Annotated in this window: 26 protein-coding genes; 21 read left to right on the top strand and 5 right to left on the bottom strand. The window is 67.4% G+C overall.

The features are described from left to right. The first annotated feature begins 216 nt into the window (after nt 1-216). The 3 genes from AC1DN2_RS19265 (at nt 217) to AC1DN2_RS19255 (ending at nt 2,073) form a co-directional block, all read left to right on the top strand. Nucleotides 217-711 (top strand): GyrI-like domain-containing protein, encoded by a 495-nt coding sequence (locus AC1DN2_RS19265; protein WP_290370286.1) that lies wholly within the window; start codon nt 217-219, stop codon nt 709-711. 193 nt (nt 712-904) lie between these two features. After that, nucleotides 905-1,207 carry a DUF4193 domain-containing protein gene (locus AC1DN2_RS19260; protein ID WP_018775830.1) on the top strand — a complete coding sequence of 101 codons (303 nt, stop codon included), beginning with the start codon at nt 905-907 and terminating at the stop codon, nt 1,205-1,207. Between the two features lie 320 nt (nt 1,208-1,527). Further along, nucleotides 1,528-2,073, top strand: coding sequence for an AMIN-like domain-containing (lipo)protein (locus AC1DN2_RS19255; protein WP_476851565.1), 546 nt, complete (start codon nt 1,528-1,530; stop codon nt 2,071-2,073). A gap of 53 nt (nt 2,074-2,126) precedes the next feature. Here AC1DN2_RS19255 and AC1DN2_RS19250 read toward each other — a convergent pair whose 3' ends face one another. From AC1DN2_RS19250 to AC1DN2_RS19235, 4 genes are read right to left on the bottom strand one after another with little or no spacing between them, the layout of a single operon-like run. Then, nucleotides 2,127-2,531 carry a flagellar assembly protein FliW gene (locus tag AC1DN2_RS19250; protein WP_223914333.1) on the bottom strand — a complete coding sequence of 135 codons (405 nt, stop codon included), beginning with the start codon at nt 2,529-2,531 and terminating at the stop codon, nt 2,127-2,129. After that, on the bottom strand, nt 2,528-3,451 hold the full coding sequence (flgL, locus tag AC1DN2_RS19245; protein ID WP_459383898.1) for a flagellar hook-associated protein FlgL: 924 nt from the start codon (nt 3,449-3,451) through the stop codon (nt 2,528-2,530). The genes AC1DN2_RS19250 and flgL overlap by 4 nt, the downstream gene beginning before the upstream one ends. A 2-nt stretch (nt 3,452-3,453) precedes the next feature. After that, a complete protein-coding gene (flgK, locus tag AC1DN2_RS19240) occupies nt 3,454-4,866 on the bottom strand; it encodes a flagellar hook-associated protein FlgK (RefSeq protein ID WP_476851552.1) in 1,413 nt (470 codons plus the stop codon). Between the two features lie 10 nt (nt 4,867-4,876). Continuing rightward, on the bottom strand, nt 4,877-5,365 hold the full coding sequence (locus AC1DN2_RS19235) for a flagellar protein FlgN (RefSeq protein WP_018775825.1): 489 nt from the start codon (nt 5,363-5,365) through the stop codon (nt 4,877-4,879). Between the two features lie 294 nt (nt 5,366-5,659). Here AC1DN2_RS19235 and AC1DN2_RS19230 point away from each other — a divergent pair, with 294 nt between their 5' ends. The 18 genes from AC1DN2_RS19230 (at nt 5,660) to rox (ending at nt 22,281) form a co-directional block, all read left to right on the top strand. After that, nucleotides 5,660-6,895: a flagellin N-terminal helical domain-containing protein gene (locus AC1DN2_RS19230; protein WP_476851551.1), complete on the top strand. Its 1,236-nt coding sequence runs from the start codon at nt 5,660-5,662 to the stop codon at nt 6,893-6,895. Between the two features lie 148 nt (nt 6,896-7,043). Beyond that, nucleotides 7,044-8,372, top strand: coding sequence for a flagellar filament capping protein FliD (gene fliD / locus AC1DN2_RS19225; RefSeq protein ID WP_476851550.1), 1,329 nt, complete (start codon nt 7,044-7,046; stop codon nt 8,370-8,372). Then, nucleotides 8,369-8,866, top strand: coding sequence for a flagellar export chaperone FliS (gene fliS / locus AC1DN2_RS19220; RefSeq protein WP_476851549.1), 498 nt, complete (start codon nt 8,369-8,371; stop codon nt 8,864-8,866). The genes fliD and fliS overlap by 4 nt, the downstream gene beginning before the upstream one ends. Then, nucleotides 8,859-9,284 carry a hypothetical protein gene (locus tag AC1DN2_RS19215; RefSeq protein ID WP_476851548.1) on the top strand — a complete coding sequence of 142 codons (426 nt, stop codon included), beginning with the start codon at nt 8,859-8,861 and terminating at the stop codon, nt 9,282-9,284. Before fliS ends, AC1DN2_RS19215 begins: the two co-directional genes overlap by 8 nt. A gap of 145 nt (nt 9,285-9,429) precedes the next feature. Continuing rightward, on the top strand, nt 9,430-9,771 hold the full coding sequence (gene flgB, locus AC1DN2_RS19210; RefSeq protein ID WP_028277071.1) for a flagellar basal body rod protein FlgB: 342 nt from the start codon (nt 9,430-9,432) through the stop codon (nt 9,769-9,771). Next, nucleotides 9,771-10,163: a flagellar basal body rod protein FlgC gene (locus AC1DN2_RS19205; RefSeq protein WP_028277072.1), complete on the top strand. Its 393-nt coding sequence runs from the start codon at nt 9,771-9,773 to the stop codon at nt 10,161-10,163. Before flgB ends, AC1DN2_RS19205 begins: the two co-directional genes overlap by 1 nt. After that, on the top strand, nt 10,163-10,474 hold the full coding sequence (fliE, locus tag AC1DN2_RS19200) for a flagellar hook-basal body complex protein FliE (RefSeq protein ID WP_028277073.1): 312 nt from the start codon (nt 10,163-10,165) through the stop codon (nt 10,472-10,474). The genes AC1DN2_RS19205 and fliE overlap by 1 nt, the downstream gene beginning before the upstream one ends. Continuing rightward, on the top strand, nt 10,474-12,078 hold the full coding sequence (fliF, locus tag AC1DN2_RS19195) for a flagellar basal-body MS-ring/collar protein FliF (RefSeq protein ID WP_028277074.1): 1,605 nt from the start codon (nt 10,474-10,476) through the stop codon (nt 12,076-12,078). The genes fliE and fliF overlap by 1 nt, the downstream gene beginning before the upstream one ends. Continuing rightward, a complete protein-coding gene (gene fliG, locus AC1DN2_RS19190) occupies nt 12,075-13,091 on the top strand; it encodes a flagellar motor switch protein FliG (RefSeq protein ID WP_476851547.1) in 1,017 nt (338 codons plus the stop codon). The genes fliF and fliG overlap by 4 nt, the downstream gene beginning before the upstream one ends. Further along, nucleotides 13,081-13,830 carry a FliH/SctL family protein gene (locus AC1DN2_RS19185; RefSeq protein WP_476851546.1) on the top strand — a complete coding sequence of 250 codons (750 nt, stop codon included), beginning with the start codon at nt 13,081-13,083 and terminating at the stop codon, nt 13,828-13,830. Before fliG ends, AC1DN2_RS19185 begins: the two co-directional genes overlap by 11 nt. Continuing rightward, nucleotides 13,827-15,155: a FliI/YscN family ATPase gene (locus AC1DN2_RS19180; RefSeq protein ID WP_223914323.1), complete on the top strand. Its 1,329-nt coding sequence runs from the start codon at nt 13,827-13,829 to the stop codon at nt 15,153-15,155. Before AC1DN2_RS19185 ends, AC1DN2_RS19180 begins: the two co-directional genes overlap by 4 nt. Next, nucleotides 15,152-15,586 carry a flagellar FliJ family protein gene (locus AC1DN2_RS19175; RefSeq protein ID WP_026538968.1) on the top strand — a complete coding sequence of 145 codons (435 nt, stop codon included), beginning with the start codon at nt 15,152-15,154 and terminating at the stop codon, nt 15,584-15,586. The genes AC1DN2_RS19180 and AC1DN2_RS19175 overlap by 4 nt, the downstream gene beginning before the upstream one ends. After that, complete coding sequence (locus AC1DN2_RS19170; RefSeq protein ID WP_476851545.1) at nt 15,583-16,311, top strand: C40 family peptidase; 729 nt, start codon at nt 15,583-15,585, stop codon at nt 16,309-16,311. Before AC1DN2_RS19175 ends, AC1DN2_RS19170 begins: the two co-directional genes overlap by 4 nt. Continuing rightward, nucleotides 16,308-18,428, top strand: coding sequence for a flagellar hook-length control protein FliK (locus AC1DN2_RS19165; protein ID WP_476851544.1), 2,121 nt, complete (start codon nt 16,308-16,310; stop codon nt 18,426-18,428). The genes AC1DN2_RS19170 and AC1DN2_RS19165 overlap by 4 nt, the downstream gene beginning before the upstream one ends. An 18-nt stretch (nt 18,429-18,446) precedes the next feature. Further along, entirely contained in the window at nt 18,447-18,881 is a 435-nt protein-coding gene (locus tag AC1DN2_RS19160) for a flagellar hook assembly protein FlgD (RefSeq protein WP_018775811.1), read from the top strand. Between the two features lie 31 nt (nt 18,882-18,912). Next, nucleotides 18,913-20,079: a flagellar hook protein FlgE gene (locus AC1DN2_RS19155; RefSeq protein WP_028277079.1), complete on the top strand. Its 1,167-nt coding sequence runs from the start codon at nt 18,913-18,915 to the stop codon at nt 20,077-20,079. Between the two features lie 197 nt (nt 20,080-20,276). Next, complete coding sequence (locus AC1DN2_RS19150; protein WP_476851543.1) at nt 20,277-20,741, top strand: phage tail protein; 465 nt, start codon at nt 20,277-20,279, stop codon at nt 20,739-20,741. A 79-nt stretch (nt 20,742-20,820) separates the two neighbouring features. Further along, nucleotides 20,821-22,281 (top strand): rifampin monooxygenase, encoded by a 1,461-nt coding sequence (gene rox, locus AC1DN2_RS19145; RefSeq protein WP_476851564.1) that lies wholly within the window; start codon nt 20,821-20,823, stop codon nt 22,279-22,281. A gap of 14 nt (nt 22,282-22,295) precedes the next feature. On the opposite strand, the gene AC1DN2_RS19140 is transcribed toward rox, so the two are convergent. After that, nucleotides 22,296-23,462 (bottom strand): cytochrome P450, encoded by a 1,167-nt coding sequence (locus tag AC1DN2_RS19140; protein ID WP_476851542.1) that lies wholly within the window; start codon nt 23,460-23,462, stop codon nt 22,296-22,298. Nucleotides 23,463-23,689 lie beyond the last annotated feature (227 nt).

Below are 23,689 nucleotides of genomic sequence, written 5' to 3'. Positions count from 1 at the left end.
GTGAGACGGGCGTCACATTAATGAACGTTGTTCATTTAGTTTGAGGGTGATGGCCGCATGGGGCAAGACCTAATATGAATAAAGTTCATTTATTTATTCGGGGTGGAACCCGCGCCGTCCCCGGGCCGGCAGCCGGACCGCTACTGGACCACGGCGGACCTCCCCTGCGGGCCGTAAGGCCCTAGACCGTGGATTAGTCCCGGCAGAGTCTGGGGTATGACTCAAACGAACCCGGGGCCGGCCCCGGACATCAGGGCCGCCCAACTCAAGGAACAGCCCACGGCGGTGGTGCATGAGACAGTCCCGATGAATGCGTTGCGGGATTTTTTCGGCCGTGCCTTCGCCGCCGTCATGGGTGCGGTGCAGGAGCAGCATGTCCAGTTGGCCGGACCCCCGTTCGCGCTGTACCGCGGCATGCCGACCGACGTCGTCGACGTCGAAGCGGGGTTCCCCCTCGCCGCGCCTTTCACGAACCCCAGTGGCGCGGACACGGCGGTTGTCGCCGGCACCCTCCCCGCCGGCCAGGCCTACGAGGCGATGCACATCGGTCCCTACGAATCACTGCAGCGTACTTACGGCGCGATCATGGCGCGGATGCGGCAGGACGGCGCGAGCCCGGGAGCAGCAATGTGGGAGTACTACCTTACCGATCCCGGCGTCGAACCCGATCCAGCGAAGTGGCAGACGCTCGTGGTCTGGCCGGTCGACTGAAATGCCGCACCTGCACTGCCCGGCCGCCGCGCGGAGGGGCCCCGGCCGGGGGCCGCTGCCCGGGTTTCCAGGGCCCGTCCGACTCATTCTGTCTGATAGGCCACACTATTGCTCTACTCCATGCATAATGTCCTAAACTGCTTCACTGAGGTGCCTGAAATGGCGCTGCGCAGCAACGAAAGTGAACCCCGATATGGCTACCGATTACGACGCCCCACGCAAGACAGAAGAAGAATCTCCCGCTGAGTCGCTGGAGGCCCTTCAGGCGTCCCGCGGCGGCGGCGCGCAGACCGCTGTGATCGACGTCGATGAGAACGACACCGCTGAAGGCATTGATCTTCCCGGTGCGGATCTGTCCGGCGAAGAGCTGACGGTCATTGTTGTTCCGGAGCAGTCCGATGAATTCACCTGCTCCTCCTGCTTCCTGGTCCGTCACAGGTCCCAGGTGGCCCTTGAGAAGAACGGCATGAAGTACTGCCGCGACTGCGAAGGCTAAAACCTTCCGGCAACAGACAGGCCGTACGAAGCGCCGGACCCGCGAGGGTGCCGGCGCTTCGCCGTTCCCGGCCAGGCCTGCTGCTGGCGGTGTTATCTGTTCGTGAACGATCTTCACGAGTTGTGTCCGTGAAATCCGTCCGTGACCAGCAACGGGCCACGCTAACGGTTGGGCGCCGAAACTGTGGACGACCTCGCCCGCCGGGTCGGGGCAGCCTAGTCTGGAAGCGTCTGACCTGCGCTGACTGTTCCGCCAGCCCAAGGCCCAGGCAACACCAGGGGGTGGCCGGGTTGAAGAAGATCCAGTTGAAGAAGATCCAGTTGAAAAAGGTCAACGCGTTGCTCGCGGCTGTTCTGATGGCCGCCGCGCTCGGGATTCTTGCGCCGGCGCCGGCCGCCGCAGACCCGTACTGCGGACTGGCCTGGGGGTCGCTGAGCAAAATGGATCCGGCCATGAGCCAGGCCAAGGTGGTGAACGTCCGCACCGGTCAGCACTACTGCTTTGACCGGCTGGTCATTGACCTCAACGGCCCCGTGGCAGGCTACAGCGTCCGCTACGTACCCGCGGTGGTGCAGGACGGGTCTGGCCTGCCGGTCCCGTTGCGGGGCCAGGCCTTCATTCAGCTCACGGTCAATGCTCCCGCATATGACGACGCCGGCAATCCCACCTACAACCCGCCGAACAAGAATGAATTGGCTGACGTGGCTGGGTACCAGACCTTCCGGCAGGTGGCGTGGGCGGGCAGCTTCGAAGGCTATTCGACCATTGGCCTGGGGGTCCGCGCCCGGCTGCCGTTCCGGGTCCTGGCCCTGCCCGGGCCGGGCACCGGGTCCCGGCTCGTGGTGGACGTGGCCCATTTCTGGTGAAGCTGGTGGAGCCGGTCGCAAGGCAGGGCTGCGCGCCTTGCCGGGCGGGTCGGCTAGAGCGAGCCGAGCTCGGCCCGGAGCGGGAAGTCCCGGCCGTCCAGCACCAGCTGCGTGCAGCGCCCGGTGGCACGGTTCAGAACGATCGGGGCCATGAGGTTGACGGTCGTGGAACCGGGCGAGTGGTTCACCACGACCAGTACCTGGGCGGCGTCCCGCCCGTCGAGTTCGAGGGCCTCCAGCGAGGCTGCCGGGATCGGCGGAGAGTAGCTCGGTGCAAACACGGCCGCATCGGCCAGGAATAGCCGCACCGGGCTGGAACCGGCCTCCAGGGCGTACAGTCCGGCCGCGCCCTCGACGCTCCGCAGCGCGAAATCGTGCAGCTCCTCGAAGCCAGGCATGGGTGCGGTGAATGTGAGGGGCAGGCTGGCGACCGGAGTGTCCATGACCGGGGTGCTCACCGCAGGAAGTCCATCAGGGTGGGCTGAAGCACCCGGGCCGTCGCCGCGAGGGCCACCTGGTAGTTGGTTTCCTGAAGCTTCAGGTCCATGATGACGCTGCCGAGATCTGCCTTTTCAATGCCCATCTTCTGTGCATCCAAGGTGGCCTCCAGTTCGGTGTTGACGTTGCCGGCGCGTTCCAGCTGCACCTGCCGTGTTCCTATTTCAGCACGCCCGCTGACGATGTTCTTGAAAGATGCCTGCAGGTTGGTGAGGTTCACAGTGGCATCCTCGCCCTTGCGCAGTGACTCGATGGTCTTGGTGACGGCGTCGAAGACGGAGCCGGAGCCGCTGCCGAAGATCGCGGCGCCGTCGGCGTCGACCCGGACGGTTCTGTCGGCACTGATGCGCCGTTCCACTGAGCCGCCGGCGACGCCGTTGAAGACCGGGGGAGTTCCGGTGTCTCCTGGGATGCTCGGGTCGGCCGGGATGGCTGGGCTGAAGGCCGTGGCCGCGTCCGAACTTCCAGCAAAAATGTTCCGGCCAAGGTGCTTGCTGTTGGCGGTTGAGAGCAGATCCTTGTTCAGCCCTTCGAGCTCGACGGCGATCGCGTCCTTGCCCGCCTGATTGAGCGCGCCGTTGCCGGCCTGGACCGTGAGGTCGAGGATGCGGTTCATGACGTTGGTGGCCTGGCTGAGGGCGGAGTCGGCCGCGTTGAGCCAGCTGGCGCCGTCGTCGATGTTCCTGCCGTACTGGGCGTTGGCGGCGAGCCGCGCGCGCGTATCGAGAGCCTGCGCCGTGGCGGCAGGATCGTCGGACGGGCGCGAAATCTTGTCCAGGGTGGTGGCCTTTTCCTGCAGCTGGGCCAGCTTGGACTGCTGGGCCTGCAGGGTCCGCTGGGCGGCTGCGCTCATGGTCAGGTTGGTTACCCGGTTCAGCATGTCTACCTTCCTACCAGTCCGGTGCGGTTGATCAGGACGTCCAGGGCTTCGTCCACAGCCGTCATGACGCGGGCCGCGGCCTGGTAAGCGTGCTGGTTGGTGAGCAGGCTGACGTTTTCTTCGTCCAGGCTGACGGACGCCTGGGAGGAGCGGTTGGACTGCGCGGAGATTTCCGCTGCCGAGCTCAACGCTTCATGCTGCTGGGCGCCGCGTGACTGCACTCCGATCCCGGTGACGATGTTTGCCCAGGCGCTGTCCGGAGACCCCGGCCCGGTGCCAAGCTGTGAAATCTTGTCGGCGAGGCTGCCGTCCAGGTTCCCCGCACCCGCCACGCCGACCGCGATCTCTGCGGCGGCCTTGGGCACAACAGCGAGAGCGAGCGCGGCGGGGCCTGCGGCGGCAGGGTTGAAGAAGTTGCCGGAGGATGAGCCGTCAGAGGTCCGTCCGCCGAAGTGAAGGGCGTTGACCGCGTCCCGCAGGTCGCCGGCGAACTTGTTCAGTGACTGTGCGGCCGAGTCGATGGCGCCGCCGTTCGCGGCAGGCGCCAGGACGGACAACGCGCCGGCGATTTCCCCGTCGGCGACGGCAATTGCCGCACCCGGCCGGTCCGCCCACTCAAGCTGCACGGCTGTGCCGAGCTTGTCCGCAGTCTGGCTTCCGGAGAGGGCGAGTGCCCGGACGGAGCTGCCCATCACGAGGGCGTTTCCGCCGACGTGGACATCCACGGTGCCGTCGGCCTGTTCCCTGACGGTGCCGCCGGTCAGCCGGGAGATGGTCTCGGTGAGCTTGGCCCGCGCGTCGATCAGCTCGTTGGCCGATCCTCCCGCGGCGAGGGTCGAGCGGATGCTGGTGTTGAAGGCGGCCACCTGCGTGGCGGCGGCATTGACGGCGTCCACGGCGCCCTGGGCCTGGCCGCGGACGCTGCTCCACTGGCCCTCAAGGGAGCGGTAGGAAGAGGAGACCTTGCTGGCGAGGTCGTTGCCGGCCTGCAGGACCAGTCCCTTGGCGGCGGAGTCGTTGGGGTGGTTGGCGGCGCCTTGCCAGGCCGACCAGAAGCCCTGGAGCGCGGTGGAGATGCCGTTTTCGCCGGGTTCCTGAAGGATGCCCTCGATCCCTTGGAGCGCCGAGGACCGGGCGCTGGCGTAGCCGGACTCGGCCGCCGTCGAGCGGACGCTTCCGTCAAGGAAGCTGCTGCCCAAGCGTGCGATGCCGTCCACGGAGACGCCGTTCCCGGCCTCGGGGCGGCCCGAACCGAACAGGCCCTGCGCAGGAGCCGCGATCGAAGACTGTTGGACGCGCTGCCGGGTGTAACCCTCGGTGGCGGCGTTGGCAATGTTCTGCCCGGCCACGTTCATGCCCTGCTGGGCGGCGGTCAAGCCACGGTAGGCGGTGTTCAGGGCGCCGAAGGTACTCATGGTCGCTTCCTTAGAATTGCTTGTCGAAAATACGCGAGGCTGCAGTTTCCCCGGTCTTGCCCTGGGCGTCATAGGTGCCGGCCGCAGCGGTGGGCCTCAGATCGGCGAGGGATTCCTGGGTGGAACGGACCGCGGTGCGCAGGTACTGCTCGTTCGAGTCGCGCAGTTCCTTGATCAGTGTCGTCTGGTGGGTCAAGGCCGTCAGATGGGCCGTGAGGATTTCGGACCAGGCGCCTTCCGGCGCGGCAGCGGCGAGTTCACCCAGGGACGCGTCAGTGGGCAGTCCCCAGGTTTCGGCCACGACGGCGGCTTCGATGGTGCGGGCAAGGCTCGCCTTGGAAAGGTGTTCCAGAACCTGCTCGACTTCCTTGGTGCCGTGGGGAAGCCAGCGGGATTTGCCGGCGGTGAGCAGCAACTGCTCTTCCTCCAGCTTGAAGGTGAGAACGTCCAGGAGTTCACGCTCCCGCCACAGCAGGGCTGAAAGTTCGTGGATGGCCATGGTCCGGAGGACTCCCTCATGTGTGAATGATGCAGGTGACAGGTGCGGTGGTGCCGAGGGCGTCGATTTCATCGTGCGGACGATTCGGCCTTCAGCAGGGTTCGTAGAAACTATCGGCAGGGATACGGGATCCGTTAGCGGCAATAAGGCCGATAACGTCCATGTGAAGGCCGGGCGTTGAAATGAAAACTCTTTTTGGAATCTTCCTTACGTGTGCTGGCCAAATGGCGATAACTACTTCTGAAGGCCCACGGATGGGCCATCGCACATCGTCCCAATCATGGAGGAAACATCATGGGAATGCAGATCAACACCAACCTGGCTGCGAACAACGCTTACCGCAGCCTCAGCAACACCCAGACCGACCTGTCCAAGTCGCTGGAGAAGCTTTCCAGCGGCCTGCGCATCAACCGCGCCGGCGACGACGCGGCCGGCCTGGCGTTGTCCGAAGGCCTGAAGTCCCAGATCGGCGGTCTCACGGTTGCCGCTCGCAACGCCCAGGACGGCATCGGCGCAGTTCAGACCGCTGAAGGCGGCCTCAACCAGACCCATTCAATCCTGCAGCGTCTGCGTGACCTGGGAGTCCAGGCGGCAAACGACACCAACAACGCAGAATCCCGCGGTGCCATCAAGACCGAAGCTGACAGCCTCGTGAAGGAACTGGACCGTATTGCCGGATCCACCAACTTCAACGGAACGCAGTTGCTGAACGGCTCCAAGTCGTCGTTGGCTTTCCAGGTCGGCGCGAATAGTGACGCGGCCAGCCAGATCTCGGTTGACCTCGCCGGCGCTGATGTTTCAACTATTACGTCAGCGCTAAAAGATGGCTCACTTGCATCAGCTGGCACGCAGTTCGACCTCACCGCTTCCACGGGCCTGGCAGATCTGGCTGCATCAGTCACAACGGGCAAGTACACCTTCACTTCTGTGAAGGACGGCGTTACGACAACTATCGAAACCGGCAAGCTGAATGACAAGATTGCGGGTTCGTCTTCCACGCAGGTCAACGCTGGATTCGAGAGCGTTGATGAATTCGCTGGCGCGCTGAACAAGGACGCCAACTTCTCAGCTCACTTCACTGCTTCGACTGTGCGGGATGCCAACGGGGCCGGAACCGGAATTGTGGTCACCGCCAAAGACGGCGGCGTCGTTGATGCGACGTCTGCTAATGCTGGTCTCGATACCCAGCTTGACCCCACCAAGATCGGCTCTGTGGGTACGGCATCTGGGCTCGACTTCTCTTCCGCAGACGCAGCTCAGAAGTCCATTGCAATGTTGGACATTCAAATCACGAAGGTTTCGACCGCTCGTGCGTCCTTGGGTGCCTCGCAGAACCGTCTCGAGTCGGCTGTGCAGACCATCAACGTGGGCAAGGAAAACCTGACGGCTTCCAACTCCCGTATCCGCGACACGGACATGGCTGAGGAAATGGTCAAGTTCACCCGCAACAACATCCTGTCCCAGGCCGGCACCGCAATGCTGGCCCAGGCAAACCAGTCCAACCAGGGTGTTCTGCAGCTCCTGCGCTAAACCACAGCGGGAAGCGATCACTCCGGTGACTTCCGCTAGGTAATTCAGACTGCACGTGGCGCCCGGGGAGAATTCTTCTCCCCGGGCGCTGTGCAGTACCACCGGCCATTACTGATTCAGTCGCCCATTGTTCTAAGGAGTTGCAGGCATGGGACTTTCTATCGACGGACTTTCCAGCGGTTTGGACACCACAGCCCTGATCAATTCCCTCATGGCGGTGGAAGCAATCCCGCAAAGCCTCATCAAGAACAAGGCCGCAACTGTCCAAACCCGCATCTCGGCCTTGCAGGGACTCAATACCGCCGTCGCGGACCTCGCAACCAAGGCCGGCAAACTCTCCGACCCCAAGAGCCTGGAACTGTACTCAGCGTCAAGCAGCTCCGCCAAGGTCGCCACCACGGTCGGTGCCGGGGCGAAACCCGGAGCGGTGGATTTCACCGTCTCCCAGCTGGCCCAGACCCAGGTCTCCGTCAGCAAGAACCTCGCCGCGTGGCCCTACACCACCATGACGGTCACCGGTCAGGGCGGCCAGGCCATTACCGTCACTCCGCTCACTTCCTCTCTTGACGACGTCGTTTCCGCCGTGAACCTCTCCGGCGCCGGCGTTGTAGCATCGAAAGTTTCCGTGGGCAGCGGCGAGTACAGGCTGCAATTTGCCGCGGCCAAGTCCGGCGTCGCCGGCGGGTTCAGCATCGCCGATCCGGACGGAACCTCCGGGCTGATAAAAGTGCAGCCTGCACAGGACGCGCAGATCAAGCTGTGGGCCGGAACAGATGCCGAAGTGACGCTTAATTCGTCCTCAAACACTTTCGCGGAACTCCTGCCCGGCGTCTCGGCGACCGTCTCCGAGGTCTCTGCCACTCCCACACGCGTCACCGTGGCCCGTGACAACGCCCAGATCAGCAAGGCTGCCTCTGATCTGGTCGGCTCCGTCAACGGAGTCCTGGCGCAGATCGCCACCAAGAGCGCCGTCGTCAGCAGCACCGACGCCTCCGGCAACCCCATCACCTCAGGCGGCGTGTTCACCGGAGACAGCACCATCCGCCAGGTCAGCGGGGCGATCCTCGCCGCGGCATCACAGCCACTCAATGGAAAGTCACCCTCCGAACTGGGCATCAGCGTTACCAAGACCGGGACGATGGAATTCGACGCCACCAAGTTCGGTGACGCTTTGGCGAAGGACCCCACAGGGACAATGGCGGCCGTGGCCACCATCGCCGGCCGCGTGGCGGACGCCGCCAAACAGGCATCTGATCCCGCCACTGGGCTGCTCAGCACCAAGATCAAGGGACAACAGTCCGCCGCGAAGGACTACACCGAGCAGATCGCCGACTGGGACGACCGCCTGGAGATGCGTCGGACCACGCTGCAGCGGACCTACTCCGCGCTGGAGGTCGCTCTCAGCGGCATGAAGGCTCAATCGTCCTGGCTGTCTTCCCAACTCGCAGGCCTCTCTTCAGGAAGCTCTTCAACATGACTCTGACCTCCTTCGGCGGCAGCTACGGCAATGCCGGCCAGCGCAACCAGTACCTCGCGGACTCGGTCCTCTCGGCCCCGCCGGCGCGTCTGCTCACCATGCTCTACGACCGCCTGTTGCTTGACCTGGGCCGGGCGGAAACGGCGCAGCAGACGGCCGACTGGACCACCGCATCGGAAAACCTGCTGCACGCCCAGGCCATCGTGTCCGAGCTGTCCTCGTCCTTGAAAGTCGACGCGTGGGACGGGGCCAACGGCCTGTTGGGGGTCTACAACTACGTCTCCACGGCACTGATCAACGCGAACATCCAGCGGGATGCGGCACTAACCCGGGAAGCGATCGAGCTCTTGGAGCCCCTGCGGCAGACCTGGCACGAGGCCGCCGCGGCTGTACCCGTGCCTGCGGTTCCCGCCGCAACTCCAGCCGGTTTCCCGGCGGCAGGGGCCTGGAACGCCGGGTCCGGAACCGGCGGAGGGAGTCTCGGCTTTGGGTGAACAGGCTGACTCGGACAGCGGCCTAGGGGGAGCAGGATCCGGCAACGCCGGATCACATCCTACTGAGGCCATCCCTGAAGACACCACCCTGGCTGCCTGGATGGCCGTCCTGGATGTGCTTGAAATGGCGGTGCAGGCCGCCGAGCGGACCCTGAAGGATCCGCTGGGCCCGCTCGCCGCTCCCGCGGGATCGGTGGCGGAACCCCGGCCGGAGAAGCGCTGGTCTCCGCCGTCGATGAACGGGCCGTTGCCGGCGACCGCGCGGCGTCGCGCCGTCGCACTGGCAGCCGCCCAGGAACGCGTTGCCCTCCGGCTGGAAGAGGCGCGGCTGGGAGTCGCCCGGCAGCTGCAGGCGGTATCGTCGGTGCCCGGCGTGGGGGAGTCCGCCGGGGCCCTGTACCTGGATGTCAACGGCTAGGAATCCCGAGTTCCAAAACATCTGAAATAGTCTTTTGATTTCGCCTAACGCGGCGCTGACCAGTGCCGATAACCACTGTAAGAGCACGGATCGCTCGATTACCGGCCACGGATCGGCCACACCCACCTTTCCCAGGCAGGACTCTGTGCTCGAATCCGTGACTTCCGCCGCCTTGGCCAGCGCCATGGACGGGCTGGCACTGCGCCAGCGGACCATCGCGAACAACATCGCGAACGTCAACACGCCGAATTACCACGCGAAGCGCGTCAGCTTCGAGGACGCCCTCGCAGCGTCGGTGCAGTCCGGGAACGGCCGCGTCCAGGCAACCACGGCGGAGTCCCTGGAGCCCACGCAGCTGAACGGCAACAACGTCAACCTGGACACCGAGACCCTGTCCAACATCGACACCGTGCTGCGTTTCCAGTTCGCCGCACGCGCCGTCAACACCGAGTTCACCGCCGTGCGCTCCGCCCTGAGGACCAGCTGATGACTTTCGACATGATCGGCATCGCCGGCTCCGCCCTCACCGTCCACCGCAAGTGGCTCGATGCCGTCTCGGACAACCTCGCCAACATGAACAACGCCTCCGCCACGTCCGGCCCCGCCTTCCAGGCCCGGTACGTCGAGGCCGCGGAGGGCTCGCAGGGCTCGGGCGTGTACGTCAAGAGCACCCAGCTCGGCAACGCCGAGGGCAGGGTCGTCTACCAGCCGGATCACCCGCTGGCGGACGCCAACGGCAACGTGAAGTACCCGGACATTGACATGGCCGAACAGATGGGTGCGCTCATCATCGCCCAGCGCGGCTACCAGGCCAACGCGCAGGTGGTGGATCGCGCCCGCGAAACCTACATGGCCGCCCTTGAGATTGGACGCTCCTAATGACTGTCGCCCCCATCGCCCCCGTCCAGGGCGTCCTGCCGACAAACTATGTGACGGGCGCCGGAGCGGCACCCGTGGCCGGCACTGACGGCTCCGCCTTCGCCACTTCCCTCACCGGCGCGGTGGATAACCTCCAGCAGCTGCAGTCGACGTCGAACCAGCTGGCTGTGTCCGCCGTGACCGGCAACCTGGATGACATCCACAACGCCACGCTTGCCGCGACCCGGGCGCAGGTGACGCTGGAGCTCATGGCCACCATGCGCAACAAGGGCGTTGACGCGTTCAACGAGATCATGAGGATGCAGGCCTGATGCCTCCGCAGATTAACGCTTTCTTCCAGCGCTTCGGCGCGGGCCTGAAGAGTTTCACCGCCGGCCAGCGCACCATCGCCGTGATCGGCGCTGCCCTGCTGGTGGTGGGCATTGTTGCCCTGTCCGCCTGGCTTACTCGCCCTGTGCTGACCCCGCTGTTCTCCGGCCTCCAGACCACCGACGCCAACGGCATCGTCGAACAGCTCCGCAAGGACAACGTTCAGTACGAGCTCAGCGACGGCGGATCCACCATCCTGGTGCCGCAGGACAAGGTCTACGACGAGCGCCTCAAGGCAGCGGCCGCGGGCCTGCCGACTGCCGCCGCCACCGGCTACTCCCTGCTGGACAAGATGGGCGTGACGTCTTCGGAATTCCAGCAGTCCGTCACGTACAAGCGCGCCCTCGAGGGCGAACTTGCCAGCACCATCTCCGCCATGGACGGCGTGAAGACCGCCGCCGTCCGGCTCGCCATCCCCGAGAAAACAGTGTTTGTGTCCAAGGCCCCGGACACCACCGCCTCAGTGTTCATCGAGACCGACGCCGGCGCCGCCCTGACCGGTGACAAGGTGCAGGCGATCGTCCACCTGACCTCCGCCGCCATCGAAAACCTCAAGCCGTCCAACGTCTCCGTGGTCGATTCGCAGGGCAACGTGCTCTCCACCGTCGGCGGCGGGACCGCAGGATCGTCCACCAAGCAGGCCAGCGACTACCAGCAGCGCACCTCGGACGCCGTCCGCGCGGTCATGGACCGCGTGGTGGGCCCGGGCAACTCCACGGTCGCCGTCGCCGCCGATGTGACGGGCGAATCGGCGCAGCAGAAGAGCGAGACTTTCTCCAATGCCGAGGGCGCCCTGCCGCTGAGTGAATCGTCCAAGACCGAGAAATACACCGGAACCGGGGGAGGCGCCGCGGGCGTCCTCGGCCCGGACAACATCGCTGTTCCCGGCGGCACGAGCGGCAACGGCAACTTCGATTCCTCCACCGAAACCAAGAACAACGCGGTCAACAAGGTCACCGAGGACCGGACCATCCCGGCCGGTGCCATCAAGCGGCAGACCATTTCCGTCGCCGTCAGCCAGGCCGCCGCCGGCGGCCTGAACCTGGCGTCGCTGAAGAACCTCGTCACCTCCGCAGCCGGGGCCGACACCGCGCGCGGCGATATTGTCACGGTCGAGGTTGTGCCGTTCAGCACCGCAGCCGCCGACGACGCCGCCAAGGCGCTCGCCGAGGCCCAGGCCAACGCCGAAGCCGAGAAGCAGGCCGCGTTCTTCGGAACCCTCGTCACCGCAGGCAGCATCCTGCTGGGCCTGCTGATCCTGGCCCTGGTGGTCACGATCATCCTGCGGCGCCGCCAGAAGCGCGAGCCCGTGGACCTCGGCGAACGCCTGGACCTGGAGATCATGCCGGTGGCCCCGCCTGTGGTGGCCCTTCCGCCAGCGACGTCGGCGATCCCGATCACCGCCCTGCCCCCGCTTCCGGGCCCGAGCACCGAACAGCTGGAATCCGAGCGCCGCCGGTTTGAAATCGACAACATGGTCGCCGCCAACCCGGAACGGGCCGCCGATTACCTGCGCAGCCTCATGGATGACAGGCAACCGGCATGAAACCCACCGATACGCCCCTGACCGGCACCCAGCGCGCCGCCGTCGTCCTGATGCAGATGAGCCCCGAGAACGCCGCCAAGGTCATGGCCCAGCTCACGGACACCGAGGCGGAGGAGATTGCCGGGGAGATCGTCAAGCTCCGCAAGGTGGACTCTGACGTCACCGAGCAGATCATGAAGGACTTCCACCAGGCCGCGATGACAACCACGCGCCAGGCCCGGGGCGGCCGGGAACTCGCCGAGGGCCTGCTGGAGGCCTCCTTCGGCTCGGAACGGGCCGCCGGGCTCATGAACCGCCTGACCGTCAATATGGCCGGCAAGTCCTTCGAGTTCCTCGAAGACATCGAACCCGTGCAGATCCTGGCCCTGATCGACGGCGAACTGCCGCAGACCATCGCCCTGGTCCTCGCCCACCTCAGCCCGCGCAAGGCCTCGGCCGTGATGTCCGGGCTGCCCGGCTCGCTGCGCGCCGACGTCGCGCTCAGCATCGCCACCATGGGATCCGGCGCGCCCGAGGCGATCGGGATCGTCGCCGACACCCTCAAACTCCGCGGCGGCGCCGCCGTGTCCCAGCAGGCCTCGAAGGTGGTGGGCGGCATCCAGCCGCTGCTGGAGATCATCAACCGGACCGACGCCGGCACGGAACGGTCCGTGCTGGACGGCCTAGACCTGCTCGATCCCGACCTCGCGGTGGAGATCCGGGCCCAGATGGTGACATTCGACGACATCGTGAAGCTGGAACGCCGCGACGTGCAGCTGGTGCTGCGCGGACTCGACGCGGCCGTCCTGGCGATGGCGATGAAGGGTGCCTCCGAGCCGGTCCTGGAAACCATCACCACCAACGTCTCCGGGCGCAACCTGGAAATCCTCGAATCCGAGATCGCCGCCCTGGGACCCCTGCGTGCCTCGCAGATCGAAGAGGCCCGTGCCGCCGTCGTCCGGTCCATCCGCGAGCTCGAGGCCGAAGGCCAGATCACCATCCAGCGCGGGGACGAAGAAGACTATGTCTACTGACAACGGCGCGGCCAACGCCCCGGCGCGCGTCGTCTTCCCGTCACTGCGGGCCAACGGCCCGGCCGCCGAACAGGCCGGCTACACCGAAGGCCACGCCGCGGGCTACGCCGCCGGTGTGCGCGCCGCAGCGAAAGAGCAGCGCCGCTGGCGGGACCGGATGGCCGCCGAGCAGGCTGCCTCCCTGGCCGCCGGACAGCAGGACCTGGACCGTGCCGTGCGCGCCCTCGCCGTCGCCAGGACAGACTTTGCGCACCGCAACGTGCAGGCGCTGCAGGACGCCGAGGAAATCCTGGCCCGCACGGCGCTGGAACTGGCCGAGGCCATCCTCGGCTACGAACTGGCCGAAGGCACCCGGACCGCCCGGGCCGCCCTGGCCCGCGCCCTCTCCGGGAATGACTCCGCCACGGTACTGGCAATCCGGCTGCACCCGGCGGACATCGACGTCCTCAGCCGGGAAGGCCAGGAACTGCCAGCCGGGCTGCCGCTCATCGCGGACCCCTCCCTGGGCCGCGGCGACGCGAAGGTCGAATACCAGCAGGGCTGGTTCGACGCCAGCCTCCGCACCGCCCTGGGACGTGCCCGCATGGCGCTGCTGGGAGAGGCAGCGTCGGCAGAGGGCCCGCTGGGAGATGCACTGGTGGCAGACACCGTGCCGGGAGACGCCGTGCCGGGAGACACCGTGCCGGGAGAATCCGGCCGGGCCGAATTCGGTGCCGGCGCCTACCGGGGCCAGGCATGATCGCCGAGTGGCGGCCGAAGGGCGCCGACTATGCCGCCGCGCTGGCCGCGGCCGCCCCGCAACGGGTCGGCGTCGTCACCTCGGTCATCGGGCTGGGCCTGGAAGTGTCGGGTCTGGACTGCGCCCTTGGTGACCTCGTGACCGTGGGCGGGAACCCGGGCCTTGACGCCGAAGTCGTCGCGGCGCTGGACGGCTCCGTGCGCTGCATGCCGCTGGGCCGACTGGCCGGCGTGGCTGCCGGTGACCCGGTGCGCGCCAAAGGCAGCGCGGTATTGGTTCCCACGGGGCGGGGCCTGTTCGGCCGGGTCCTTGACGGCCTGGGACGCCCGATCGACGGCAAGGGTCCGCTGCTCAGCGGGCCGCGCGTGCCGATCGACAACGAGGCACCGAACGCCATGAAACGCGCCCGCATCGACACCGCGCTGCAGACCGGCGTGCGCGTCCTGGACACCATGACCACGCTCGGCAAGGGCCAGCGCATGGGCCTGTTTGCCGGCTCCGGGGTCGGCAAATCCTCCCTCCTCTCGATGATCGCCCGCGGAACCGACGCCGAAGTCTCGGTGATCGCCCTCGTTGGCGAACGCGGCCGCGAAGTCCGCGAGTTCCTCGAAGACGACCTCGGCGCCGCCGGCCTGGCGCGCTCCGTCGTGGTGGTCGCCACCTCCGACGAACCCGCCCTGATGCGCATGCGCGCGGCCTTCACCGCCACCCGCATCGCCGAGTCCTTCCGCGACCAGGGCCAGGATGTGGTGCTCATGATGGACTCCCTGACCCGGGTGGCCATGGCGCAGCGCGAGATTGGCCTCTCGGCCGGCGAGCCCCCTGCCACCCGCGGCTACCCGCCGTCGACCTTTTCCATCCTGGCCCGGCTGTTGGAGCGTGCCGGCACGGCCGAGACCGGCTCCGTTACCGGCATCTACACCGTGCTCGTGGACGGCGATGACCATAACGAGCCCATCGCCGACGCCGCCCGCTCCATCCTGGACGGCCACGTGGTGCTGGACCGCAAACTCGCCGTCACCGGGCACTTCCCGTCCGTGGACGTGCTCGGATCCGTGTCCCGGGTGGCCAGCAAGGTCAATTCCCGGCCACACCTCGACGCCGCCGCCACGCTCCGCCGGGTCCTCGCGGCCCGCAAGGCGGCACAGGACCTGATCGACGTCGGCGCCTACCAGGCCGGGACCAACCCGCTGGTGGACGCTGCGCTGAACCACGAGCACGACGTCAGCGGTTTCCTCCAGCAGCCGATGGACGAATCCACCGCCCACCCCGAGTCCTGGCAACGGCTCGGCCACCTCACTTCGATCCTGGGAGCAGCAGCATGAACCGCGAATTCTCACTGGCCGGCCTCCTGCGCCTCCGCCAGCTCCAGCAGGACCAGGCGGCAACCGGGCTGGCGCGCGCCCGCTCACGTTCCAGCTCCGTCCGGGTCCGCGAAGCCGCCGCCCGCCGCGAACTTGCCGCCACGGATGACCCCATCTCCAGCTCGGCCTCACTGCGCGCAGTGGCGGCCGCCCGGTCATCCGCGCACAGCATGCTCGCGGACCTGCAAAACCTCACCCACCTGGCCGAGGCCGACGAAGCCAACGCCCGGGCCGAGTTCATCGCTGCCCGCACGCGGTCCGTGGGGCTGGAAAAACTGCAAGCCCGGCACGACGCCGAGGTCAACTCCGCGGACCTGCGCGCCGAGCAGTCGGCCCTCGATGAGATCGCCTCGACGCTCTGGCACCGCGATGAGCAGCAGGTGAAGCCATGAGCATGACTGAAGCGATCGGCCGGATGCAGGGCATCCAGTCGATGATCGCGGAATTGAGCCGGCCTGCGGCCGCGGAAACCAGCGCAGCCGCTGCCAAGGCTGCGGCTACCTCGCTCGCGTCCGCAACCGGCACCGGCGACTCCGCCACGTTCACCCAGGCACTTGCCGCGGCACTGGGCGGCAGTGGCGCAACGGATGCCGCCTCCCTCACGGACAGCCTGGGCCTGGGCTCCTCACTGGGCACGTCACTGGGCATTGGCAGCACATTCGGACCAGGTAGCGCTGCGGCGGCCGGGACGGCCGCGCTCACCGGCGCCCAGGCAGCCGGAACCGTACATACCGGTGGGGCCGCGACGGGCAATGACGTGGTGGCCGTGGCGAAGAAGTACATCGGTGTTCCCTATGTGTGGGGCGGCACCAATCCGGCCTCCGGCATGGACTGCTCCGGCTTCACCCAGCGGGTCTTCAAGGACCTCGGCGTGGAGCTTCCCCGCGTGGTGAGCGACCAGATGCGCCAGGGCACCCCGGTGGCGTCCCTCGCAGAAGCGAAACCCGGAGACCTCCTGGTGAGCTTCGGCGGCAACCACATTTCCATCTACCTGGGCAACGGCAAGGCGATCGACGCACCCGTGCCGGGCAAGACCATCCAGATCCGCGATGCCTGGGAGCAGCAGTCTAACCTGACCTCCATCCGGCGCATCGTTCCCGCAGGGGCGGCATCATGAAGGCGGCGGCATCGACGGAGCTTGCGGGCGCGCTGGGGGCGGCCGTCCGGGCGGCCCGGCAGGGCGTGGACCCGCGGCCCGGCAGCGAAAACGGAAACACAGCCGCCGCGTCCTTCGACGCAGTCCTCAACGACGTCCAGGGCGCAGCGGGCAACGGCACCGCGGCAGAGCCTGGCGCCGCTAAGGCTGTACCGGCGGCCGATGACATGGCGGCCGAACTGCCGCAGCCCGACGGCGCCACGGACCCCGCTTCGCTGAGCGGCACCGCTGCGAACACTGTGACGGGGGCCGACGTTGCTTCCGGGACCGCGCCGCGGACCGACGCTGCTTCGTCCGGTATCACCAGCCCCGGGCCGGCCCCGTACGTTCCGGCCCCGTACGTTCCGGCCCAGTACGGCACGGCCGAATTCCCGCCGGCCCAGTACGGCCCGGCCGATTTCCCGCCGGCCCAGTACGGCCCGGCCGAATTCCCGCCGGCCCAGTTTGTCTCCTATACACAACTTGGTCAGGCTGGTCAGGCTGCGCTGCCCGGACAATCGGCGCCGGCGGTTGCCCCGCCGACGGACAGCAACGATGGTTCCCGTACTGCCGCACCGGCCGTCACTGCGTCCGCGGCCTCGGCGGTCCTTCCCGACGAGTTGCCGGCCGCCGCCGCGCATTCCCCGGCCGTTGCGACCCCGGGATTGGCCGCAACGCGGCGCCAGACTGTGGCCGCCGTCCCCGCTGGGACCATGCCGGACGGTAAGCCGAACGCCGCTGCGGCCTCGCAGACGGCGGGCGCGGTCCCGCTGGCCGGGCCCAAGGCCGCCGCCGGCGGACCGGTCAACCGGCCGGTCAATGGGAACGATCCTGCCCCGACGGCTGCGCCCGTCGACGCCGTGGCCACCGCACCGGCTGCTGTTGCGGCCGCGCCGCTGGCCTCGACTGCCACCGGCGCCGCAGGGACCACCCCTGCGACCGGTCCCGTTCCGGTGCTCAGTGGCCCACCCAAGGCTGCTGCACCTGCCGGGCCAACGCAGGCAGTCCCGGTGCAGGCCGGCGCCACACCTCCGGCCGCGGCCGCGGCACCGGGCGCGGCAGCGGCGGCGCAGACCGCCCAGGGACTTGGGTCTGGTCATGGTGCGTCGCCGGCGGCCACCACCGCGGCCGTGTCCGCGCGGGCGGTCAACGGATCAGACGTCGCCGCCGTCGCTCCCTCCGCGCCCGGACAAGCGCCGACGTCGCCGACCACCTCACCCGGCACGACCCCGTCCGGTCCGGCGCCATCCGGCATCCCCGGAGCCGGCACTGGATCCTCCGGCAGCATGTCCACCGGAACCGGAACCGGAACCGGAACCGGAACCGGAACCGGAACCGCACCCGCCCCTGCTCCAGGACCTGTTCCTTTCCACGCCGGCGTCCTGACGGAACCAGTCGCGGTACCGGTGCCCAACGCCGCCCAGGCTCGGTCCAATCCGGAAAGCGACGCCCCCGCGGCGGCCACCATCCCCGTCCAGCCGACTCTGGCGGCGGCAACCGTGGCCCAGGCCGTGCCCCAGCCGGCTGCCCAGACCGCTGCGCAGCCGGCGTTCCAGTCGGCGTCCCCGCCGGCGCCCCATTACGCGGCGCCCCTCCAGTCCCAGCTGGCCAAACCGCTTTTCACCCTCGTGGGGGCACCCCAGGGCCAGCACATCATGACCCTCAAGGTCAGCCCGGAAGATCTCGGTCCACTGACCGTCCGGGCCCAGATCGACGCCGTGGGCGTCCGGATTGAGCTGTTCGCCCCGGGCGATGCGGGACGTGAGGCGGTCCGCGGAATCCTGCCCGAACTCCGCAGGGAACTCCACGGCGCCGGATTCGCGGCCAGCCTTGACCTCTCAGACCACAACGGTCCCGGTTTCGGGCAGCACGGGGCCCAGCACGGCACGGGCCAGGACCGGACGGGGACCGGCGGCCAGTTCGCCACCGGCCGGGACCCCGGCGGCAGCGGCTCGGGCCCCGGCGGCAGCGGCTCCGGCCCGGGCGACCGGAACGGGCCGCGGCCCGGAAACCGCTGGGATGCGCTGGCCGATGATCAAGCCATACGCACCGCCAGGCTGTTGAACGGCACCCAGACCACCCTCGACATTCTTGTCTGACACGAAGGAACGCGACTTATGACGATTCAGCCGATCGCATCCCAGCCGGTAACGGCGGCGGGGGAGGCCACCCAGGCCTCTGCCGTGCGGACACCCTCGCAGACCATGGATGCCAACGTGTTCATGTCCCTGCTCGTGACGCAGCTCAAGAACCAGAACCCGAGCGCGCCCATGGACACCAACCAGATGATGAGCCAGACCCTTCAGCTCTCCATGATGGAAAAAATGACCGAACTGACCACCAACAGCAAGGAGGGCTTCTCCCTCCAGATGCGGACGGCGGCAGCCCAGCTGATCGGACACTCGGTCGGCTACACCCTCGCGGACGGCACCACCGGGACCGGCGTCGCCAGTTCCGTCAGCTATGCGGGATCGGTTCCGTCCGTCACGATCGGCGACCTTTCCGTTCCCCTCGACTCCATCACCGGGCTTACCGCTCCGGCCGCTTCCTAACCAGTTCTTCACCCGTAGAAAGGCAGTTCCCATGCTCCGCTCGCTGTACTCCGGAATCTCGGGCCTCCGCGCCCACCAGACCATGCTGGACGTTACTGGCAACAACATCGCCAACGTCAACACCGCAGGCTTCAAGGCCTCCTCCACCCAGTTCCAGGACACCCTGTCCCAGCTGCAGCAGGGCGCCACCGGCCCGCAGGCCGCGACCGGCGGCAGCAACCCCGCCCAGATCGGTCTGGGCGTCCGGGTTGCCGGCGTCACCACCAACTTCTCCCAGGGCTCTTCGCAGAGCACCGGCCGGGCCACCGACCTGATGATTTCCGGTGACGGCTTCTTCGTAACCAGCAAGGGCGGCAGCCAGCTCTTCACCCGCGCCGGCGCGTTCAGCCCGGACGCAGCCAACCAGCTCGTAAGCCCCGACGGCGGCATCCTCCAGGGCTGGACCGCCACCAACGGTGTGATCAACGCGGGAGGCCCCGTTGGCGACATTACGCTGAACCCCAACACCATGGTGGCCAAGAAGACCGACTCGGTGACGCTGGACGGAAACCTGCCCAGCGACGCCGTCGACGGCACCAAGTTGGACCGTCTGGTCAAGGTTTACGACGCCGCCGGCACCGAACGCAGCGTGTCAATGACCTTCACCAAGGCCGGAAGCACCTGGAACATCGCCGCCGACGACAACGGCACCACAGCCACCGGGTCTGTGACCTACACGAACGGCAAGCCCACCGCAGGCGGCAACGTCACCGTCAACGGCATCACCATCGATGTCTCCAAGGTTTCCGGCTACGCTGCCATGAGCTCGCTGACCGTCAGCGGCCAGAACGGTGCCCCCGTCGGCAAGCTCGAGTCCTACACGCTGGGCAGCGACGGCTCCCTGGTCGGGTCGTTCAGCAACGGCATCAAGCAGGTCCTCGCCAAGATCGCCCTCGCCAAGTTCACCAACCCGGGCGGCCTGGAGAAGGCCGGCGGCTCCTCCTACGTCGCAACCGGCAACTCCGGCGGCGTGCAGCTCGGTGCTGCGGGCGACCCCGGCCTTGGCACCCTGACCGGCGGCTCGTTGGAAATGTCGAACGTGGACCTGTCCCAGGAATTCACCAACCTGATCGTTGCGCAGCGCGGTTTCCAGGCCAACGCCCGCATCATCACCACCTCGGATGAGGTTCTCCAGGAACTGACCCAGCTCAAGCGCTAATGAGCGGAATCGTGCTTGTCCCCTAAGGATTCGGGAGACAGCTTCGGGTTTCCGGTATTGCCGGACCCGGAGCTGTCTCCCCGGATCACACCTCAGGGGGGCGTTTGCGTTCCGGCGTCCGGCAGCCACGTCGTCGCGTTAGCGGCAGCACGTCGTCGCGTTAGCATTGGTCCCAACACGTCTGTCCAGGAGGGCACATGCCGTACATCGTTGACTTCGAGACCGTTTCTACCGTCGGCTTGGAATCTTCCCCCGTCTCCGAGGCCCTCGCCGGGTTGCGCGCCAACGAGGCCCGCTATTACCGGAATAAGTACGGCCACGCCTTCACCGTGAGCCCCGCGAGCGAAGTTCCTGACGTGGTTGACCGGGTGAGCCGCATCCTCCGGGATGAACGCGAGATCGTGATCGGCTCCCGCCCGCTGGAGGCGACCGCCTTCGAAGTCGACGGTTTGCGGATGGCCTATGTTTTTTACGAGTCGGGACTGTCGGTCAACGTCATGTACAGCATCGAGGACGGCGGGAAAAGAGCGGTGGGGTTCAAACTTGCCGACGGCATGGAAGTTCCGGAGGAATTGGCGCCGCGCTTCAAGTTCGCCCGCCAAAAGTCGAAGCTGGCGGGCGTTATTCGCGGCTCCTACTTCGTGATCAAGGGCGAGTACTGATCGGGCTCACCCCCGCATTTCAGGTTGCGGGACGCAGCCGGGCAATCCGGAAAGTGAGTTTCTGGGATTGGGGTTCCATATTTTCGACGTGATCATTAGCGGCGGCGGCCCGACGGGGATGATGCTGGCCAGCGAGTTGCGGCTGCACGACGTGGACGTGCTCGTGCTGGAGAGGGACGCGGAGCCGAGCCAGGCGGTCCGTTCGCTCGGCCTGCACCCGCGCAGCATCGAGATCATGGACCAGCGCGGGCTGCTGGACCGGTTCCTCGCCCACGGGCAACAGTATCCCGGCGGCGTGGGTCGCTTCGCCGGGATCGACAAGCCCCGGCCGGTGAACCTGGACACCGCACACGGCTACGTCCTTGGCATCCCCCAGCCGGTCACCGATCGCCTGCTGGCCGAGCGCGCCGGTGAGCTCGGCGCCCAGATCCGCCGCGGCTGCGAGGTGGCAGGGGTCGAGCAGGACGAGGACGCGGTGAGCGTCGAACTCGCTGACGGCACACGGCTGCGCTCGCGCTGGCTGGTCGGCTGCGACGGCGGACGCAGCCTGGTGCGCAGACTGCTCGGCATCGGCTTCCCCGGCGAGCCGGCCAAGACCGAGTGGCTCCTGGGCGAGGTGAAGGTGACCGCGGCGCCGGACCAGCTGGCCGCGGTGGCCGAGGAGGTGCGCAAGACCCACAAGGGGTTCGGCATCGGCCCCGCCGGAAACGGCCTGTACCGCGCCGTCGTGCCCGCGGCGGCCGTGGCCGAGGACCGCTCCGTCCCGCCGACGCTGGAGGAGTTCCGGACGCAGCTGCGGGCGTTCGCAGGCACCGACTTCGGCGTCCACTCACCACGCTCCCTGTCCCGTTTCAGCGACGCCACCCGGCTTGCCGAGCAATACCGGGTGGGCCGCATTCTGCTCGCCGGCGATGCGGCGCACGTCCACCCGCCACTGGGAGGGCAGGGACTGAACCTCGGCATCCAGGACGCCTTCAACCTCGGCTGGAAGCTCGCCGCCGAGGTCAAAGGATGGGCGCCGGACGGGCTGCTGGACAGTTATTACGCCGAGCGTCACCCGGTCGCCGAAGGCGTGCTGACCATCACCCGCGCCCAGAGCGAGCTGCTGTCCACCGAGCCCGGCCCGCAGGCCGTGCGGCGGCTGCTGAGCGAGCTGATGGACTTCGAGGACGTCAGCCGTTTCCTGGCCGAGAAGATTACCGCGATCGGGGTCCGCTACGACTTCGGCGAAGGACCCGAGCTGCTCGGCAGGCGACTGCGCGACATTCCTCTATCGCGGGGCCGTCTCTACGAACTCACCCGCAAAGGCCGCGGGCTCCTGCTGGACCAGACCGGCGAACTCTCCGTGGCAGGATGGGCGGACCGGATCGACCACGTCGCGGACACCAGCGGGGAACTGGACGCGCCCGCGGTCCTGCTCCGGCCGGACGGCCACGTCGCATGGATCGGCGACGACCAGGACGACCTGCTCCACCACCTGCCGACATGGTTCGGGACCGCCCTCGAGGGCGCCGGAGACGGTCACGATCGCCGCCCCTGACGCCGTGCCCGCCGTCAGGCAGCCTGCCAGGTCACGGGAAGCCGTTTCGCCCCGTACACGATCATGCTTTCCATCCGCTCCAACTGCGCGTCGGGGTCCACAGCAAGCCCCGGCAGCCGTGAGAGCACGGCCTCCAGCGCGATCCTGGCCTCCAGCCGCGCCAGGGGCGCCCCCAGACAGAAATGGATGCCCTGCCCGAAGGCGAGGTGACGGTTGGGTGAGCGTTCGACGTCGAACTCGTCCGGGCTCGGGAACTGCTCCCCGTCGCGGTTCGCCGAGCCGATCCAGGCAATGACCGGCGAGCCTGCCGGGATGGTGCGGCCGCGCACGGTCGTGTCGACGGCTGAGAGCCGGTACATGGACTGGACGGGGGAGCGGTAGCGCAGCACCTCTTCGATGGCGTGCGGGAGCAGGGCAGGCTCGGCGACGAGGCGTTCCGCCGTGCCCGGCGATTCGGTGAAGCACAGCACCGCATTGCCGATCAGGTTGGTGGTGGTCTCGTTTCCCGCCACGAGCAACAGGCTGCAGAATCCCAGCAACTCGATGGGACTGAGCTTCTGCCCGTCGATCTCGGCCGCGAGGAGCGCGCTGATCAAATCATTGCCCGGCCGGTGCCGCCGCTCCTCGATCATGGCCATGAAGTACTCCGCCATTTCCCGGTTGGCTGCCGTGTGGACGGAATCGTCGGCGCCCGGGCGGGTCTGGCTCACGATCACGTCGGACCACAGCTTGAACCGGTCCCGGTCAGAGGCCGGAATGCCCATGAGTTCGGCGATCACGATCACCGGAAGCGGATAGGCGAGCTGTTCGATCAGGTCCGTGGCGCCGCCGGCCACCACCGGCTCCAGCAACTCGCCGGTCAGTTCCGAGATGCGCGGGGCGAGCGCTTCGACTGCCCGCGGTGTGAACGCCTGCGTCACGAGCGAACGCAACTGGCGGTGCCGCGGCGGGTCCGTGTTGACCAGGCTGGCGGCGAAGAGCTGGCCCGTTTCGGAGGGGTTGTCCCCGCCCATCCGGGAAGAAAATGTGGCGTGCTCGGACAGGACCCGCTGCACGTCGTCGTAGCGGAACACGTGCCAGACGCCCGTGTCCGGGTCCTGGAAAACGGGTTCACTGTCCCGCATGGCTGCGTAGCGGGGAAACGGGTTCAACGGCTGCTCAAAATCCGGAAATGGCGCCATGGCTGGCCTTCCTGATGAGGCGGGCGGCCGTCGTTTCCTGGCACTGGGCCAACTGCACGGGACGAACTGCGGTGGAGCAGACGTCCAACGGGGCGGGCCGGGTGGCCCCGTCAGATCCCACCCTAATACCGCGCGGCGGCCTTGGCACGGGGAATGTTGCTGCGCCGGCCGCCCCCGGGCACCGGCACGTTGACAACGCGCCTGACGACGGCGCCTAACGAAGGGGC

The organism is Arthrobacter sp. 01L42, assembly GCF_056400005.1.
The sequence above is the reverse complement of the archived record's forward strand: the minus strand, read 5'-3'. Positions and strand labels throughout refer to the sequence as shown.